Consider the following 17,172-nt stretch of genomic DNA (forward strand, 5'->3'; position numbering starts at 1 on the left):
GGGAAAAATTCCCGATTTGGTCGGGAAGATGGGTGTGGATTCCCTCCGACCTTTTGGGGCTGGTGCGATCGCGCGTGCCGACTACACTTTCCGTCAAGTGAAACGGCGAAAACGACAACAAGCCGTAAGCGACGGGATGGATGGGACGACTGGGATGGGCGCGCGACGTCTGTTGATTGCTTCTGTTGCGACCGGGCTTGTGCTCGGCACCGGTGCGGCGCGCGCCGCGCAGGACGAGGAAACCAACGTCCAGAATTTGCCCGCCGTCGAAGTCTCGGCGCCGCCGCCATCGACGCGGCGCGCCACGCCACGAACCCCGGCGCGCGTGACGGCTCCGCGAGCGCGGATGTACGTCTATCCGACCTCGCCTGGGACCGGCCGGGGCCTCGATGTCGACAAGGTCCCGTCCAGCATCAACGCCGTCGATGCCAACCAGATCAGGCGGACTGGCTCGCTGAACATCACCGATGCGCTGCGCGACAACATCGCTGGCGTCAACATCAGCGAGGTCACCGGCAATCCGTTTACGCCCGACGTCGAATTCCGCGGCTTTGTCGCCTCGCCCGTGACGGGCACGCCGCAAGGCCTCGCCGTGTACCAGAACGGCGTCCGCATCAACGAAGCGTTTTCGGACGCGATGAACTGGGACCTGATCCCGACTGCGGCGATCAGGTCGGTCACCCTCGTGACCAACAATCCCGCCTTCGGCCTCAATGCACTCGGCGGCGCACTCAACCTGCAAATGAAGGACGGCTTCACCTACCAGGGCGCGGAGATCGACGTCATGGGCGGCTCGTTCGGCCGCCTCCAGGGCTCCGCGCAATGGGGCAAGCAGGTCGACCAGAACTACGCCGTTTACGCCGCGCTCGAAGGCATTCGCGACAATGGCTTCCGCAATTTCTCGGAGTCCAAGGTGCGGCGCTTCTATAGCGACGTCGGCTACAGGGGCGGGGACAGCGAATTCCACGTCAACATCGGCGCCGCCAAGAACAATTTTGGCGCCAGCGCCACCGTTCCGGCCGAGTTGTTGAACAATTATTGGGGAGCCACCTACACAACGCCCCAGACCACCAGCAACAAGGTCGGCTACGTCAACCTGACAGGTAAGGTCGAGGCGACGCCGACCTGGACCTTCGAAGGCACCGCGCATGTGCGACGGTTCGAACAGAAGGTCGTCGACGGCAATCCGACCGACACGCAGGAATGCGCCATCGATCCGGCGCTGCTGTGCTTCGGCGACGACGTCACGCCGGCAAACGGCGTGAACGGCGTGCAGCTCGCCAATCCCTTTGCACCCGGCACGATCCTCGGCGAGATCGACCGCGGCTCGATCCGTTCGACCACTTTCGGCGTCTCGGGCCAGGCCACCAACACAGACCAGTTGCTTGGGCATGAGAACCGTTTCGTTGTGGGGGCAAGCTATGACGCCAGCGTCACGCGCTACAACGCCACGGCCGAGATCGGCTCGATCGGCGAAAATTATGTCGTCACCGGCAGCGGCGTGTTCCTCGGACCGACCGGCGTGCCTGACCCCGTTGCCGGCCCCGTCTCGCTGCGGACCGTCAATCAGTATAACGGCATCTACGCGATGGACACGTTCAGCGTCACCGATGCCTTCGCCGTCACCGGCGGCGGCCGCTTTAACGCGGCGCGCATCTCGCTGGAGGATCAGCTCGGCACTGCGCTCAACGGCGACCACACCTTCACCCGCTTCAATCCGGTGATCGGCGGCACCTACAAGATCACGCCCGAGCTGACCGCCTATGCCGGCTACTCCGAAGCCAACCGGGTGCCGACGCCGCTCGAGCTCGGCTGCGCCGATCCCGTCAGGCCCTGCCTTCTCGCCGCGTTTCTGGTCTCGGACCCGCCGCTGAAGCAGGTCGTGTCCAAGACCGTCGAGGCGGGCTTGCGCGGCACCAGGGAGCTGAACATCGGCACGCTCGGCTGGAAGGTCGGCGCCTTCCGCGCCACCAATTATGACGACATCGTTGCCGTGCCTGCGGTCGGCCGCACCGGCTTCGGCTATTTCACCAATGTCGGCCGTACCAGGCGTCAGGGTCTCGAGGCCGAGGTCAACATCAAGTCATCGACGTTGCAGTTCCAGGTAAGCTATTCGTTCCTCGACGCGCGCTATCTCGATGCCTTCGCGATCGGCTCCGAAAGCCCGTTCAGGGATCCCGTCACCGAGACCATCCAGGTCCTGCCCGGCAACCAGCTTCCCGCGATCCCGCGTCACCGCGTCAAGGTCGGGGTCGACTACAATGTGACCGACGTCTGGAAGGTCGGCGGCAACGCGTTGTTCGTCTCGAACCAGTATTTCGTCGGCGACGAGTCCAATCAATATTCGAAGCTGCCGTCCTACACGGTCTTCAACGTCCACAGCTCTTATCAGGTTACCAAGAACGTTACGCTCTATGGCAAGGTCGACAACATCTTCGACAAGCGCTACGCGACCTACGGTCAGTTCTTCGACCGCGAGGCCTTGCCCAACTTCACCAATGGCGGCGCCGACTTCACCGACCCGCGCTCGCTGAGCCCGGCAAGGCCGCGCGCATTCTATGCGGGTATGCGGGTGACGTTCTGAGCGGCGCGCGCGATATCAGCTCACCGGTCCGGGGATCCAGTAATCGCCGGCGAGCGGGCTGACCTTGACGTCGGAGATCACCCCGCGCTCGAGGCTGGGATCGAAATGCCGCATCGTGCGTTCATTGAGATCGATGATGCGGCCGGGGACCAACGGGCCCACGTCATTGATCTTGACGATGACCTTCTTGCCGACGGCTTCGACGAGGGCAAATTTCGGCCGCGCGCCGAATAGAACGCCGCCGAATTTCTCGCGCAGGCCGATCTTGATGGCGGCAGCCCAGCCATCGGGATCATAGCGCTCACCGGAGGCCGTCTCTGGACCGCCCTCCAGCTTTCCGGGCTTGAACGGATTGTACATGGATGCCGCGCCGACGATCGTATCTCCGGAAGCGGCATCGACGACGGCACTTGAATGAACTCCACCTGCTTCGCTTCGAGCAAAGGTAACAGAGACGACAAACACAACCACGGCGCCGCAGACTGCGGCGCGCGAGCGAAACAGCATCATAGATCCTCGGTTGATTTTCTGTGGGTCGTAGTTCCCGAAGCCGCAGAAATTGCGTCAAGCGAACGCCGAAGCGTTGCGAACTCGCGCCCTTTGGTTGCGGATTCTTGCCAGTTCTGGCGACGGAACCGTTGTGAGAACCCGGGAGGTTCCACACACTGTTTTTGTTACCGCTAACTAATACAGAGAATGAGTCAGTAACGTGACCGTGTGGTACGCGCCCGTTATTCTACGGGTCGCATGAATCACAGTTATCGCCGCACTCTCGTCCGTCGCAGTCGCCGCAATCCCAGGCCGAGTTGTCCCTTGAGCTGCGTGACAGGAATATCTTCACCATCGACCCATCGCTTGAAATCCACATCGAGCATGTCTTCTTCGAGCGCGGCGGCGTCGCCGCCGATGCCGATCAGAAGTCGTCGCTTGCTGGGTTCACTGACGATGGTGTGCAGGGTCTGCGCATTGCCGTAATTGTGGAAGGCCGGTGAGGCCGGGAAGTTCAGCGCCTTGAAGGTCTGTTCGGCGCTCAGCGCGCGTGCGGCCCAGCCTTCCAGCGGCGGCAGCCGGTCGATCGAATGCGCCACGCGCCGGTTCAACGCGCGCAGTTGCGGGGTTTGAAAATGATTGGTGCAGGCGAGCCAGTCGCCGGCGCGCACGGCGACTGCGCCGGCGCCTGCTTCGACCACGACAGCAACGCCGCCGGCATCGAGCAGCGAGTAGTTGTACTGCATGGCGTGGCGCAGGCGACGCAGCAGGTCGACAGCCTCCGCGGTGGTCGCGCAACTGTCGAGCACGCGCCTGATCAGTAGCGTGCTGGTGAGACCCGGCGACCGCGGTCGCGCCTTCACCAGATGCAGGCCGATCGTGAGCCCGTGCTCGTTCATGCCGTCGAGCCGCCCGGTCAATTGGTGCGTGCCGCCGATGCTGGCGTAGCTGCCGTTCACCTGCACCAGCGCGAAGCGCGCTTCGTAGCCTCGCGGCCAGAAATCATAGTTGCGGCCATAGACGCCGCCACTCATGACGGCCGAGCAGCCGCCGGTCGGCATCCGCAAGCCGTCATTGCCGAAGAAGGCGACCGCGTGCTCCATCGGGATGTTCAATCCCTCGGCGATGCCACCGATCTCCTCCCAGAGCGCCGGCGCATAAGCCCTGAAGGCGCGTTCCTCGGTTTTGACGTTGAACCACCATGGCAGCTTCACCTTGCGGCGAAGAAACGCCTTGCCCTTGCGCGTTAGCGCAAAGGCGTCAGCCTGCGCGCGGCCGACCTCGTAAGGGGTCCCGCGACATTGCACAATGCTGACGCGGAGCGTCTTGGCCGCCGGCGCCATCCTGGTGCCTACTGCCCCTTGTATTGCGCCCGCTGGTCGAAGGCGCTCAGAACGGCGAGCGTCATCGCGGTGACGCCGGTCTGGATGGTCGGCTTCGGCACCGGCGCGTAGAGCGGAGAATGATTGCCGGGAAGCGGCGTGCCGGCTTTCTCCGCGGCGGCGACAGCTTCCGGATCGTAGACGCCAATATTGAAGAACAGCGAGGGCACGCCGGAGCGGATGTACTCGGAATAGTCCTCGCTCGCTGTGACCGGCGGCGCGATTCTGAGCTTGTCGCCAAAAGCTGCCCTCAGCACCTTCTCGGCGGTTGCGACCACGGCGTCGTCGTTGACGACGGCCTTGATACCTTCGGTGATCATGATGTCAGGCGCGGGCGCATTCGCCATCTCGGCGACCGCCTGTGCCGTGCGCTTGACCCCTTCGATCATCTTCGTGCGCACATCGGCGTCAAAACTCCTGATGGTGCCTTGTAGGATCGCCTCGTCGGGAATGATATTGGCTGAGGTGCCGGCCTGGAACGAGCCGATTGAGACCACGCCAAATTTGGTCGGGTCCTTTTCGCGGCTGATGACGCTCTGCACGTCGACCACGAAACGCGACGCCATCATCACGGGATCGATGGTCGCCTGCGGCGACGCGCCATGGCCGCCACGGCCCTTGAAGCGGATGGTGAGGCCGTCGGCGCTCGAGGAGCGGGCCCCGATCGTGTAGGCGACCGTGCCGTAGGCAAACACCCCGCCGCCGCTGTGCAGGGCGAAGCCGACATCGGGTTTCGGAAAGCGCGTGAACAGGCCGTCCATCAGCATGGCCATCGCACCCGCGCCGACCTCTTCGCCGGGCTGGGCAATGAACATCAGCGTGCCGTTCCAGCGGTCCTTCAGGGTGACCAGCGTCTTCGCCGCGCCGACCCAGCTCGCCATGTGAATGTCGTGGCCGCAGCTATGGGCGACAAAGGTTTCGCGGCCCTGCCAATTGGCCTTGTCGCGGCTCGCATAGGGCAGGCCGGTTTTTTCCTCCATCGGCAATGCGTCGAGCTCGGTGCGCACCATGATGGTCGGGCCATCGCCATTTTTGTAGAGCGCGACCAGCCCGGTCCTGCCGACTTTCTCGGTTACCTCAAAACCGATCGCGCGCATCTCGGCGGCGAGTTTGGCAGCGGTCTTCTGCTCCTGAAAGGCGAGCTCGGGATGGGCGTGGATATCCCTGTACAGCGCATCGAGCTTTGGATAGTCGCTCTCGAAAGCGGCCTCGATCGATTGCTTCAGGCTCGCGGCGTCGATCTCCGCATGCGCAGGTAGGGCGGCCATGCCGACGGCAAAGGCTGCGAGGAGGGGTCTTGCAAACCGCATGGTCTGTCGTCCCTTGGCACGTTTCCTTGCCAAGACTATCGCGGTGCAGGGAGTTTGACCATCGTCCGCTAGGCGTTAGACAGGCGCGGCTGGCACCGCAATGGCAGGTGCTTCGCGTGGCGCGCGGCGGCCATTGAGCACGCCCCCGATGATGGTAAAGCGCACCAGCAAGTGATAGCTCGCCAGCATCGGCGGAAGCGCAAGCGCGAGGATGATTGCGAGCTTGACCACCCCGGGCCAGTCGAGTTGCGACACCAAGACCTGCAGCGCCATCACGATCGGCAGATGGATCAGATAGAGCCAGTAGGAGGCGTCGGCGAGGTAGCGCCATGTCGGGCTGAAGCCGGACATGAAACGGAGCGCGAGGCCGATGAAGGCAAAGGTCGAGATCCATATCGCCGATGCATAGAGAATGACGGAGACCAATCTGAGGGTGGCGAAGCTGACCGGCAGTTTTGGCGCGCCCGGCGCTGACATCATCACGCCTGACAGCACGAAGCTGACCAGGATCAGGGCGAGTGCCGGCACGAGAGTCCACAGCCAGCGTCTCTCCAGACACCGCAGCAGATCGACCTGCCGGTGCAGCAGCCAGCCGGTGCCGAATGCGGTGCCGAAGCAGATCCAGGCCTGCGCGTTGGTGACGAGCGATCGATCCGGCGTTCGTACGCCGTCGCTGGTGGTCCATGTCGGGTCGAGGCAGAAGGCGATGCCGATCGGGATCGCCAGAAGCAGCGGAGCCAGCGGATTGCGCATGATGCGTGCGAACAGGCGATCGACAAATGCTCGCAACGCGCCTGACGCATCGAGCCAGACGATGGCACTCCGCAGCACGAGCATCGCGACATAGAGCTCCAGCAACACATAGAGAAACCAGAGATGGGTGAGAGGGAAGCTGGGCAGCGCCGGCAGCCAGCCGGGCGCGCGAGGCATCGGAACGCCATTCGGAAGGTTTGATGCCCAGATCACGATCAGGACGATCAGTGTGAACAGCGGTGGCCAGCCGATCACCAGCGGCAGCCCGATCCGCTGAAGCCTGTCCCTGACGAAGCCCCGAAGACCCCGGCGATGAAAGCTCATGCGGGCGAAGAAACCCGCGATCAGGAAAAAGGTCGTCATCCGGAAGACATGAATGGCGAAGGACAGCAGCCCCAGGCCCACGCTCGGGCTGACGTCATGAATGGGCCAGAGACCCGCGACCGGCACAAATGACATGATGGCATGCAGCACGATTCCGAGCAGCAGGGCTAACGCCCGGACCGCGTCGAGGGCATGCAGGCGTTCCGAAACGGGGATCGTGGTAGTGATGCGGGACATGAACGGGCTCGTGTTCGCTGCAGATGCCTGACATTCTGCCCGATCGGATCAGGCCGCTCTTGCCCGATGCAAAAATCGGCTAGCCGATTTCTCGCCGCGGCTGGCCGATTTCCGGCGACGCTTGCTGCGGGGTCAGGGCCTCGCGCCGGAATTCGCTCGGCGTCATGCCCGTTTCGGCCTTGAAGGCACGATTGAAGGGGCCGATCGACTGGAAGCCCGCATCCATGGCGATGGTCAGCACCGGGACCTCCCGCTGCGCCATGTCCGCCAGCGCGACCTTGGCGTCATCGATGCGGTAGCGGTTGAGGAAGGCGTTGAAATTGCGATAGCCGAGCCCTTCGTTGATCGCCTGGCGGAGCCGGTACTCGGGAACGTCGAGCCGCGCCGCGAGCATTCCGATCGTGAGGCCTTCCTGACGGTAGATTCGCTCCACCTTCATCAGATGGTCGAGGCGCCGCAGCAGGAGGGGATCGACCAAAATCCCGTCCGTGATGGCACGGTCGGTCACCCTTGTTTGCCGACCCGTGTCACCGGATGGGATCGCGGCGGTGGCATCGTTGACGGCCGCGGCCGCCGGGGCGCCGAAAACACCGATGCCGGCGAGCATTGCCGCCACGAACAGGCCGATCGCGGCCGGAAGGCTGTCGGACCCGCCGGGAACCGCGACGGGGTGTGCGGCCAGGCTCGCGCCCGCGACGAATGCGATGAACATGATGTTGATCGCGAAGATGGCGAGCCGCAGCCGGCGCCGCCGCTCGACCAGGTCGACCCGCCAGGTCTTGATCGTCTGCAACGCGGCCGCGAGCGCCAGCACCACGGCCACCGACGACAGAACCTTGCCTCCGGCCTTGGAGAAGGCGGGCCAGCGCGTCCAGGCCAGCGAGATCGTGAAGCCGAAGGCCACGATGCCGAGCCACAGCGCGCTGTGCCAACGCCTGAGCACGAAATCGTCGTCGAACGCCACGCGCGCCCACAGCCAGAAGATGGCGGGCAGCGAGGACATCAGCGGCATGGTCCACCACCAGGACGACTTTGGAAAAACCGGCGCGCTCGTGATCGCATAGAAGATGCCGCCGGCAGACATGGCCATGCCCAGCAAGGCATACTGATTGGTCGCGCGCCGCTGCAGCGTCACGAGGATGATCAGGAGGAAGACGCCGCTGGTTGCGCCGCGCAGCCCGAGATCGATGGCCGTGAGCCCCATCCCGTTCACAAATGGATTCCCTCAATTCGCGATTCAATTTTCGCATTGTGGCCGCGCCGGCACAATCCAAACTTGTGGTCGTGGCGGCGGGGTGGGTGCCTTGTGCCGTCCTTATTCCGGCAGCCCGGCCTTGCGAAAGCCTTCGATCAGCAGCTTCGAATTCGACCAGCGCCCCCGCGCGACCCACGCAGATATCGTGAAGCCGGGATCGACCTCGAGCAGGCGCGCCGCCGCCTCACGGGCCTCGGCGTCGCGTCCCACATGCGCCAAGGCGGCCGCGAGACAGCGGTAAGCGGGCGGAAAGGACGCGTTTTGGCGCTGGGCTCGCTTGCCTGCGGCGATGGCCTCATCAAAGCGGCCGAGTTCAACGAGGACCACCCCCATCCCGGCGGAGAGCATGTGAAGCAACGGGTCGAGCGGGCTGATGCGGATGGCGCGTTCATAACTCCGGAGCGCTTCCTCCGGCAACCCCGCGGCGCCATAGACGATGCCTCTGCCATGCCATGCGGGTTTGGAGTTTGGCCCGAGCGTGACCGCGCGGTCAGCCATGTCGATCGCGGCGTCGTAATCGCCGTCCATGATCGCCGAGATGACGGCAGCCCCTGACAGCGTGGCGGGATCGCCATCGTCGAGGCTCATCGCCAGACGAAACAGCCGAGCCGTCTCGCTCCGGTCGAACTCGGGATCGACAGCGTAGCCGAAATGGACGTTCTGCAGGTGGCACTCTCCCGCAAGTGCCGCGACGGATCCGAGCTGGGGGTTCAGCTCCAGGGCGCAATGACACAGTCTGATTGCCTCGGCGAGGCCTTCGCGCGTCGACAGGTAATATTGCTGGATCGCCCGCAGGGAAAAATCATAGGCCGTGAGGTCCTCCGGCCGTCGCCGCGTCGACATTGCCAGTCCGGCCTTGAACAGTTTTGGCTCGATGGCGGAGACAACGGCGGCCGTCACCTCGTCCTGCAAAGCGAAGACGTCGGTCAGGTCGCGCTCGAACCTGTCGGCCCAGACATGGGCGCCGGTGACCGCGTCGATCAATTGCCCTGCGATGCGGACCTTGTCGGACGCCTTGCGCACGGATCCCTCGAGCACATAGCGAACGCCAAGCTTGCGCCCGACATCCTTGATGTCGACGGCGTTGCCCTTGAAGGTGAAGCTGGAATTTCGCGCGATCACGAACAGCCATTTGAACTGCGACAGTGCGGTGATGATCTCCTCGACCATTCCATCGGCAAAATAGTCCTGTTCGGGATCGCCGCTCATGTTTGCGAACGGCAGCACGGCGATGGAAGGCTTGTCGGGAATGGTGAGCGCGCTTTCGAAAATCTCTGCGGAATTTGCGCTTGCCGCTTCGCGCGCCTCCTGCACCTCTGCGACGAAACGGAATCCCTTGCGCGGCAACGTCTTGATCAGGCGCTGGTGCTCGCCGGAATCGCCGATCGCGCTTCGCACGGCATTGAGCCGGGTCGTCAGCGCCGCATCCGAAACGCTGCGCCCATTCCAGATATCGTTGATCAGGTCGTCCTTGCTGACGACGCGAGTCCTGTTGCGGATCAGGCAATCAAGGAGATCGAAGACCTGCGGCGCCATCGGCACAAGATCGACCCCCCGGTGCAGCTCGCGCCGGTCGGTGTCGAACACGTAATCCTCGAAGAGATAGCGCAAGGTGTGATCCCTTGGGCAGGTCCCGGTCTCACAACAATAGCTTCCCGGTTGCGGGAATGTAAGCTGGCGATCCCCGATCTAGTCGATAGCGCCGCGCACATGGGCCTCGGCTTGCGCGACCAGATCATCGAGCGTGCCCGTGGCCGTATCGAGGACGAGATGCGCCCGATCCCAGGGTTCATAGTGCCGGCTCACGATGTCGTCCCAGGCGGGCAGCGCGTGGTCGTCGATATCGGGCACGCGGTTCTCCGCGCGCTGCCGGTGCAGGACAGGGTCGCTGCAGACCAGCTCGATCTCGACGAGGCGCGCGGCGGTTTGCGATGCCGTCTGGCGCCATCCGGTCCGGCTCGCGTGCACCGGATTGACGCAGTCGGCGACCACGATGCGCCCGAGCTTCAAATTCTCGGCCGCCAGCGCATTGGCAACGGCATAGCCGGTCGGGCCGACCGCGAGGCCGGCCTGCTGCAAGGCCTGCTCGATCGCGTCGATTCGCAGATATGTGGCCCCGAGCCGGGTGGTCAGTTTGCGGGCAATACTCGTCTTGCCGGTCCCCGGCAGCCCTGCGAATACGACCAATATCGGCGGTTGCTGCTCATATTTCATGACAGATCAGCGCCCTCTGGACGCTGGAGGGGAAGGACTCGACCTTGGGAGGGCAGATAATTGCCACGACAGAGGGTAAGATCGATTGCATCGGCCGATCCGTAAATTTATTCAAACGGTTGTATCTGGTTCCACTATAACGGCGAACGATCCGGCGTAGGCGCGGGGATGATATGTTAGCTGGCAGCACTGCAGATATTTCGTCGATCCTGAACCGTATCCTCGATGCGGCCTCGGACAATTTGCGGATCGCAAAAATCCTGGTCCAGATCGGCCTCGACCCCAATAACATCACCTATGACGCGCTGTTCAACCGCCTGCTGGAGATCATCCTGGCCAATATCACGTTGGCCAATCTGTTCGGCGTGATCGGCGCGGTCTTCTTCGTCGCGACGCTGTTGATGCAGACCATGGTCCCCCTGCGTATCGCCAACATGTGCGGCGCCACCTTCTTTGCGGCCTTCGGCGCGCTGTCCGGCAATGTCGCGACGCTGGCGCTGTATCTGTTGTCGCTGCCGATCAACGCCGTCCGGCTGCGCCAGCAGCTCAAGCTGATCAGGAAGGCGCGCACCGCGACCCAAGGCGATCTGTCGATGGAATGGCTGAAGCCGTTCATGACCGAGCGCAAATATCGCAAGGGCGACGTTCTCTTCAAGAAAGGCGATGCGGCGAACGAAATGCTGCTGACCGTCACCGGCAAGTTCCTGGTCAAGGAAATCAACGTCGAGCTGCCGCCCGGACGCCTCATGGGCGAGCTCGGCTTCCTGACGCCGAACAACCGCCGCACCGGCACGATCGAGTGCCTGGAGGATGCGCAGGTGCTGACCATCACCTATGAGCGCCTGCTCGAGCTCTACTTCCAGAATCCGCAGTTCGGCTATTACTTCCTCGTGCTCACCAGCCAGCGCCTGCTGGAAAACATCGCGCGGCTGGAAGGCACCGTCGCGCAGCAGCAGAAGGCCGCGCTGCAGACGCCCACTCAGCAGGCGGCGAAGGGCGACCTCGCGTAGAATTCGAGGGTGTCATGGCCGCGGGACACGAGGCACCGAAGATTGGGCGCGCTGCGCCAGCGCCCGCTCCCGCCACTCCGTCAAGAGGCGCGTCAATTCCTCGAGTGAAAGCCCGTAGCTATCGGGCAGCGCGGCACTACGCCCGATCTTGTCGCGGCTGAAGTCGGCGCCAAGACCTTTCAGCTTGTCGTCGTCATAGCCGACCATGCGATTGCTGCCGCCATTTGGAAGCTGAAGGGTGACGACGGCGAAGCGGCTGGCCTGCGGCCACGCGACGTGGTTCCGGCGAAACAGGCTGCGGACCTCGAAACCCTTGGCCTCGAGCGTCAGGCTGCCGGCGCCGGGCAGCAGCATGACCGCGCCGATCACCGCGCAGGCACCGAAAAACACAACGCTGGCCAGGCCGGCGATCCGCGCCTCCGGATCGTCCTTGACAAAGACGATGAGGAGAACGCCGATGAGCACGAAGCCGAGCGAACCAAGAAACAGGGCGAGCATCTTGAGCAGGCTGACGCGCAGCGTGACCGGGCCGGGAAAGCGCGCAAGGATGTCATTGACCTTGTCAACCGCCATGGCGCTTCAACGATTTGGGCTGATGACCGCATCCCTGCTTGGCAGAATACGATCTTAGCATCTCTCGTATGGGTTAGGCGAGCGCTGATGCTTTCCGGTGAGCACTGAATGGATATGGACGCGACCCGCAGCGGAAGGGCGTTCTGATATCTTTGTGGGACCATCGGAAGGATTGTCAGGCTCTTGTCGCTTGGGCGCCCGATCAGCACTGATTCACCTCCGACGCGATGGTCCAGCCCTCGCACAAAGGCTCCATGGTGGCAAAATGTAGTATCTAGCATTAGAGGTTGCAATCAGATAGAATGGCTGACGTGTTGCTCGTCCGGCGCGAATTGAGAATGGAGATGCCGGGCGAGAGCCTGCTGCCAGCTTGGTTTTGATCGTCGCTATCGGTGACGAGCCTGCGGGCCGAATGCGCAAGCCAATACGAAGGGAGTGGACCATGGATTGGATAGAGCAGTTGCTGGGCTTTAGCCCCGATGGAGGCGACGGGACTGCCGAGGCGATGATTGTTTTTGCCGCCTGCGTGGTCGTTGCAGTTGCTATTTTTGCTCGTGTGCCCAGGGCAAGGGACTACGTCCGAAATCTGTTGGGGCTGAGCAAGCGCGCGTGATTGCGGCCCAAGGGTGTGACTCGGCAGCAGCAGATCCGAATTCTTGAAATGACCGAAGACTTCACCCGGTCCACGATCCTGACTTTTGACTGAGCAAGGGCAGGCTGCTCAGTGCTTCTGCTGTGGCATTTCCCTCCTGCGTGTCGTGAATGGACAAAGTCGCCGGTTGGCGCGGGGTCGTTCAGATGGCCAAGTCGACAAAACGGAAGCGAAGCTCCTCCCTAACATCCGTCAAGAGGTATGCGCGCAAGACCAGACGGGCTGCTGAACCTGCTGCTCCCTCATTCAGGCCGCTCAGGCTCAGCAAGCAAAAGGTCGCTGCAAGGAAGAAGAAAAAGAAGACAGATGGAAGTGGCCCGCTTGAATGGCTGCTTCCGATGCTGGAGTCGAGCTACACTCCGCTGGAGGCAAGGGGCGTATCGTCTCCCTCAGCCGTCACGACAACTGCGAGCGGTCTCGATTCGCGTGGCATGACCGCGATTGCTTCGGCCCAACCCGCAATCTGGCGCGACGTCCTCCTCGAATACAAGCAACGCAAGGCCGTTGCAGTCGCAGCGCCGCCATCGGCGGCGGGCGCTCCGCCGGCCCCATTCATTCCCGGTGCGCGCAATTGGCTTCCGCTGGGGCCGAGCGTCGTAATGGATGGCCAGACCGTCGGCAATCAGCCGGTTGCGGGACGTGTCTCGCGTCTTGCCGTCGCGCCGGGCGGTGCGGTCGTTTATGCTGCGTCGGCCAACGGTGGCGTGTTTCGCTCCGCCGACGGCGGTACAACGTGGCGGTCCATGATGGATCGTTTCGATCTGGACCCCACGAACTTTGCCACTGCAAGCCTGGTCTGCGGAGCGATCGCGCTCGACCTGGCAGATTCAAATCGCGTCTATGTTGGAACCGGCGAAGGGGACACGCTGCAACTCTTCCGTTCGCGCGTGACCAGCGCCCTTCCGGCCTACCGCGGGCTCGGCGTGATCCGTACCGATGATGGAGGTGCAAATTGGATCGTGGAACCGAGTACGCCTGACCTTGCGGGCGAAGCCTTCTTTGCGCTTGCTGTCGATCCCGTCAACCGCGAAAACGTTGTTGGCGCCACGACCGTCGGGCTTTATCGCCGCGTGCCACAGACGGGTGGTCAATTCCAATGGGTGCAGGTACGCCCCGGAGTACACGCGAGCGTGGTTGCCGCGTCGAGCGGCGGCACGACCAGGTTCTTTGGTGCTGAGTGGGGACAGGGTGCTTCGCCATCAACGGTGGTGCATTCGGACGATGGAGGAGCAACTTGGGCCGTCGCCGGCACCAATTTCCCAACGACGGATATCGGGCGCATTGCACTCGCGGTGCAACCGGATAAGCCAGATCGCGTCTATGCGTTTGTTACAACGTCGAGCGGATCGCTCAAGGCCGTCTATCGTCTTGACAGCGTGACTGGGGCTTGGAAGCGCGTTGACGCTGTGCCGGACGTGCTGCCCGGAGGTCAGGGGGCCTACGACCTGACGATCGCTGTTGATCCTGCTGATGCAAACCTGATCTATCTCGGAGGCGATCGCATGGACGCGCCGCCGTGGGGTGGATCGATCTGGCGTTGCAACATTCGCGCGAGCGGTTCGGCTTACAAGGTCAGCAACTCGGCATCGATAGGCACCCACGCCCATGCCGATGTTCACGTCATTTGCCACACTCCTGGCGAGCCGAACGAGCTTTGGTGCGGATGCGATGGTGGGGTATTTCTCAACCGTGACCCCAGGGGCACCGGCGAGTTCGTAAGTCAAAATAACGGGCTCGCGTGCCTGTGCAGCAATTTTATCGCGCAGCATCCAACGGATCCCAACATCCTGTTCAGCGGTTTGCAGGATAATGGCACGGCGCGGACGGCGTCGGGACCGATCTGGACGCACGTCAGCGGTGGAGATGGTGGTTACTGCCTGATCAACTGGAATAATCCCGACCAGGTGCTCGTGTACATGAACGGGGTCGTGTATCGCTCCACGTCAGGCGGCACATCGCACGCGGGGTGGGCTCCGGTGTGGAACTTCGGTTGGGCAACGATGACGCAACCGATTGTCGGTGTGCCGTACAATCCGTCAAATCCGTCCAGTGCAGATCTGGTCGCGGTCGGGGCCGGTCAGCTTGTGTATCTATCGAACAACTTCGCTAGCAATTGGCTCTCGCCGATCACTCTACCTGGTGGGCCTTCGACGGGTGACGCGTTCGCGCTCGCATTTGCCTCTGCAAAGCGCCTGTTCATCGGGACGACGCGAGGCCAGGTCTTCCGAGCTGATCGTTCCGGCAGCGCATGGCAGATCACGCGGCTCGACAACGCGCCCGCCGCGCCGCTCGGAGTGTCTGGCCTTATCGCCGATATTGCGGTGGACTGGGCTGACGCGAGCGGCGCATCGGTCTATGTCGCTTTTGGGGGACTGGGAGACCGTCGCCGAGTGTGGCATTTCGATGGGACGCGCTGGGACGTTCGCAGTGGCACGGGCGGGAGCAGTCTCCTCGACGTCGAGCACAACGCCCTGGCCGTTGATCGCATAGCGCCCAACAACCTCTATGTGGGCGCTGATGTCGGCGTCTGGCATTCGCCCGACGGTGGGATCAATTGGAATCCGCTGGAGAACGGGTTGCCCGATGCACCGGTCTTCGATCTGCAAATTCATCCGACGCAGCGCCTGTTGCGCGCAGCGACGCACGGGAGAGGCGTCTACGAGATTTCGCTCCAATAGCGAAAATGCCTGGCTATTTCAGCGAGGCCTTCGCTGACAATCTATCCTTGTCGATCCGGACTTGAAGCTCGTTCTCGTGCAGACGCGCGCTCCGCGGTGGCCCGCCCGAGATAGCTGAGCTGTTTGCTCTGCGGACCGCGCTGCGAGCGCAGGTTCGGTAGGAACGAACGGCACTTCTCAAATCGCCCGGGACTGGTCATTGTGCCCTTCGGAACAGGAACAGCCGGTTGTCGGGGGCGCATTCATGTCGGACGAGGTCTCGCGTCGCGAGTTTGCGAAGATCGCGGGATTGTCCGCAGCCGCCCTCGCAGCGCCGCAAGCCGCGGAGGCCAAGCCGGCGGCCGCGCCGCGCGCTGCGGGCGGCTTTCCACAAAACTTTCTTTGGGGCACCGCGACCTCCTCCTATCAGGTCGAGGGCGCCGTCAACGAGGATGGGCGAGGGCCCTCGATCTGGGACAGTTTCGTGCGCGTGCCCGGCAAGATCGAGGACGGCAGCACCGGCGACCGCGCCAACGAGCACTATCATCGCTACAAGGACGACATCCGCTTGATCGCCGATCTCGGCTGCAAGGCGTATCGCTTCTCCGTGGCCTGGCCACGTGTTTTCCCCGACGGCGACGGCAAGCCGAACCCGAAAGGGCTCGACTTCTACAACCGCCTGATCGACGAACTTCTGAAGGCCGGCATCGAGCCGTGGCTGACACTCTATCATTGGGACTTGCCGCAATCCCTGCAGGACCGTTTCGGCGGCTGGCGGTCGGCCGAGACTTGCAAGGCCTTTGGCGACTATTCGGCCTATGTCGCGCGGCACCTGACCGACCGCGTGAAAAACGTGTTCACGCTGAACGAGAGCGGCCGCTTCGTCTATTTCGGCTATGGCAGCGGCATCGACGCGCCCGGCCAGACGCTGTCGCAAGCCGAAGTGAACCAGGTCCGGCACAACACCGCGCTCGCGCATGGCCTTGCCGTCCAGGCGGTGCGCGCCAGCGGCCGCAAGGGCACCAGGGTTGGTCCTGCCGAAAATATCGATGCCTGCATTCCCGCGATCGACACGCCGGAGAACGTCCGCGCCACCGAAATCGCGCTGCGCGAGCTGAACGCCAGCTATCTCACCGTCATCCTGGAAGGCAAATACACCGACGCGTTTATCAAGTTCGCCGGCGCCAACGTGCCGAAGTATACGCCGGAGGAGTTGAAGATCATCTCCTCGCCGGTCGATTTCCTCGGCCTCAACATCTACGCGCCGCAGCACTACATCATCGCATCGGACAAGGCGCCCGGCTTCTCGCTGTTGCCGATCCCAAAATCCTTCCCGCACATGAACTCGAACTGGCTGCGCGTCGGCCCCGAGACGATCTACTGGGTGCCAAAACTCGCGGCAAGGATCTGGAAGAATTTGCCGATCTATATCAGCGAGAACGGCACCTCCGGCGAGGACGAGGTGACCGCCTACGGCAAGATCTACGACACCGACCGCATCATGTATTTGCGCAACTATCTCGCCCAGCTCCAGCGCGCCACCGCCGAGGGCGTGCCGGTGCGCGGCTATTTCCTCTGGAGCCTGATGGACAACTTCGAGTGGGTGTTCGGGCTCAACAAGCGCTTCGGCCTCTATCACGTCAACTTCGACACACAGGTGCGCACGCCGAAACTCAGCGCGAGTTTCTACCGCAACGTCATCGCGAGGAACGCGGCGGGAGTCTGATTTCGC

At 63.0% G+C, this 17,172-nt stretch carries 13 protein-coding genes; 5 read left to right on the forward strand and 8 right to left on the reverse strand.

Annotation, left to right across the window (positions count from 1 at the left end):
* Positions 1 to 154: 154 nt before the first annotated feature.
* Positions 155 to 2,584 carry a TonB-dependent receptor gene (locus C2U70_RS02230; protein ID WP_246666643.1) on the forward strand — a complete coding sequence of 810 codons (2,430 nt, stop codon included), beginning with the start codon at positions 155 to 157 and terminating at the stop codon, positions 2,582 to 2,584.
* Positions 2,585 to 2,599: 15 nt separating this feature from the next.
* Here the strand turns inward: C2U70_RS02230 and C2U70_RS02235 are convergent, their stop codons facing one another.
* The 7 genes from C2U70_RS02235 to C2U70_RS02265 all read right to left on the reverse strand — a co-directional run bounded on the left by C2U70_RS02235 (position 2,600) and on the right by C2U70_RS02265 (position 10,548).
* Positions 2,600 to 3,094, reverse strand: coding sequence for an RlpA-like double-psi beta-barrel domain-containing protein (locus tag C2U70_RS02235; RefSeq protein ID WP_186294017.1), 495 nt, complete (start codon positions 3,092 to 3,094; stop codon positions 2,600 to 2,602).
* Between the two features lie 248 nt (positions 3,095 to 3,342).
* A complete protein-coding gene (locus C2U70_RS02240) occupies positions 3,343 to 4,416 on the reverse strand; it encodes a C45 family autoproteolytic acyltransferase/hydolase (RefSeq protein WP_140976233.1) in 1,074 nt (357 codons plus the stop codon).
* A gap of 8 nt (positions 4,417 to 4,424) precedes the next feature.
* On the reverse strand, positions 4,425 to 5,765 hold the full coding sequence (locus C2U70_RS02245; protein ID WP_140976234.1) for an amidohydrolase: 1,341 nt from the start codon (positions 5,763 to 5,765) through the stop codon (positions 4,425 to 4,427).
* A 75-nt stretch (positions 5,766 to 5,840) separates the two neighbouring features.
* Entirely contained in the window at positions 5,841 to 7,079 is a 1,239-nt protein-coding gene (locus tag C2U70_RS02250) for an acyltransferase family protein (RefSeq protein WP_140976235.1), read from the reverse strand.
* A gap of 79 nt (positions 7,080 to 7,158) precedes the next feature.
* A complete protein-coding gene (locus C2U70_RS02255) occupies positions 7,159 to 8,283 on the reverse strand; it encodes an AraC family transcriptional regulator (protein ID WP_140976256.1) in 1,125 nt (374 codons plus the stop codon).
* Positions 8,284 to 8,394: 111 nt separating this feature from the next.
* Positions 8,395 to 9,945 (reverse strand): winged helix-turn-helix domain-containing tetratricopeptide repeat protein, encoded by a 1,551-nt coding sequence (locus C2U70_RS02260; RefSeq protein ID WP_186294018.1) that lies wholly within the window; start codon positions 9,943 to 9,945, stop codon positions 8,395 to 8,397.
* Positions 9,946 to 10,023: 78 nt separating this feature from the next.
* Positions 10,024 to 10,548, reverse strand: a complete 525-nt coding sequence (locus tag C2U70_RS02265) for an AAA family ATPase (protein WP_140976236.1) — start codon at positions 10,546 to 10,548, stop codon at positions 10,024 to 10,026.
* A gap of 173 nt (positions 10,549 to 10,721) precedes the next feature.
* On the opposite strand from C2U70_RS02265, the gene C2U70_RS02270 reads away from it, so the two are divergent.
* Complete coding sequence (locus C2U70_RS02270) at positions 10,722 to 11,558, forward strand: Crp/Fnr family transcriptional regulator (RefSeq protein ID WP_140976237.1); 837 nt, start codon at positions 10,722 to 10,724, stop codon at positions 11,556 to 11,558.
* A 12-nt stretch (positions 11,559 to 11,570) separates the two neighbouring features.
* Here the strand turns inward: C2U70_RS02270 and C2U70_RS02275 are convergent, their stop codons facing one another.
* A complete protein-coding gene (locus tag C2U70_RS02275) occupies positions 11,571 to 12,131 on the reverse strand; it encodes an STM3941 family protein (RefSeq protein ID WP_140976238.1) in 561 nt (186 codons plus the stop codon).
* Between the two features lie 442 nt (positions 12,132 to 12,573).
* On the opposite strand from C2U70_RS02275, the gene C2U70_RS32780 reads away from it, so the two are divergent.
* The 3 genes from C2U70_RS32780 to C2U70_RS02285 all read left to right on the forward strand — a co-directional run bounded on the left by C2U70_RS32780 (position 12,574) and on the right by C2U70_RS02285 (position 17,166).
* Complete coding sequence (locus tag C2U70_RS32780; RefSeq protein ID WP_186294019.1) at positions 12,574 to 12,744, forward strand: hypothetical protein; 171 nt, start codon at positions 12,574 to 12,576, stop codon at positions 12,742 to 12,744.
* A 470-nt stretch (positions 12,745 to 13,214) separates the two neighbouring features.
* A complete protein-coding gene (locus C2U70_RS02280) occupies positions 13,215 to 15,461 on the forward strand; it encodes a hypothetical protein (RefSeq protein ID WP_140976239.1) in 2,247 nt (748 codons plus the stop codon).
* A gap of 244 nt (positions 15,462 to 15,705) precedes the next feature.
* Entirely contained in the window at positions 15,706 to 17,166 is a 1,461-nt protein-coding gene (locus tag C2U70_RS02285) for a GH1 family beta-glucosidase (RefSeq protein WP_140976240.1), read from the forward strand.
* Positions 17,167 to 17,172 lie beyond the last annotated feature (6 nt).

The organism is Bradyrhizobium guangdongense (assembly GCF_006483445.1).
Taxonomy (GTDB): domain Bacteria; phylum Pseudomonadota; class Alphaproteobacteria; order Rhizobiales; family Xanthobacteraceae; genus Bradyrhizobium; species Bradyrhizobium guangdongense_A.

Coding starts and splice junctions, on each gene's coding strand:
- C2U70_RS02230 (WP_246666643.1), top strand. CDS start 155: ATGGGCGCGCGACGTCTGTTGATTGCTTCTGTTGCGACCGGGCTTGTG.
- C2U70_RS32780 (WP_186294019.1), top strand. CDS start 12,574: ATGGATTGGATAGAGCAGTTGCTGGGCTTTAGCCCCGATGGAGGCGAC.
- C2U70_RS02285 (WP_140976240.1), top strand. CDS start 15,706: ATGTCGGACGAGGTCTCGCGTCGCGAGTTTGCGAAGATCGCGGGATTG.
- C2U70_RS02250 (WP_140976235.1), bottom strand. CDS start 7,079: ATGTCCCGCATCACTACCACGATCCCCGTTTCGGAACGCCTGCATGCC.
- C2U70_RS02235 (WP_186294017.1), bottom strand. CDS start 3,094: ATGATGCTGTTTCGCTCGCGCGCCGCAGTCTGCGGCGCCGTGGTTGTG.
- C2U70_RS02255 (WP_140976256.1), bottom strand. CDS start 8,283: ATGGGGCTCACGGCCATCGATCTCGGGCTGCGCGGCGCAACCAGCGGC.
- C2U70_RS02280 (WP_140976239.1), top strand. CDS start 13,215: ATGACCGCGATTGCTTCGGCCCAACCCGCAATCTGGCGCGACGTCCTC.
- C2U70_RS02265 (WP_140976236.1), bottom strand. CDS start 10,548: ATGAAATATGAGCAGCAACCGCCGATATTGGTCGTATTCGCAGGGCTG.
- C2U70_RS02270 (WP_140976237.1), top strand. CDS start 10,722: ATGTTAGCTGGCAGCACTGCAGATATTTCGTCGATCCTGAACCGTATC.
- C2U70_RS02240 (WP_140976233.1), bottom strand. CDS start 4,416: ATGGCGCCGGCGGCCAAGACGCTCCGCGTCAGCATTGTGCAATGTCGC.
- C2U70_RS02245 (WP_140976234.1), bottom strand. CDS start 5,765: ATGCGGTTTGCAAGACCCCTCCTCGCAGCCTTTGCCGTCGGCATGGCC.
- C2U70_RS02275 (WP_140976238.1), bottom strand. CDS start 12,131: ATGGCGGTTGACAAGGTCAATGACATCCTTGCGCGCTTTCCCGGCCCG.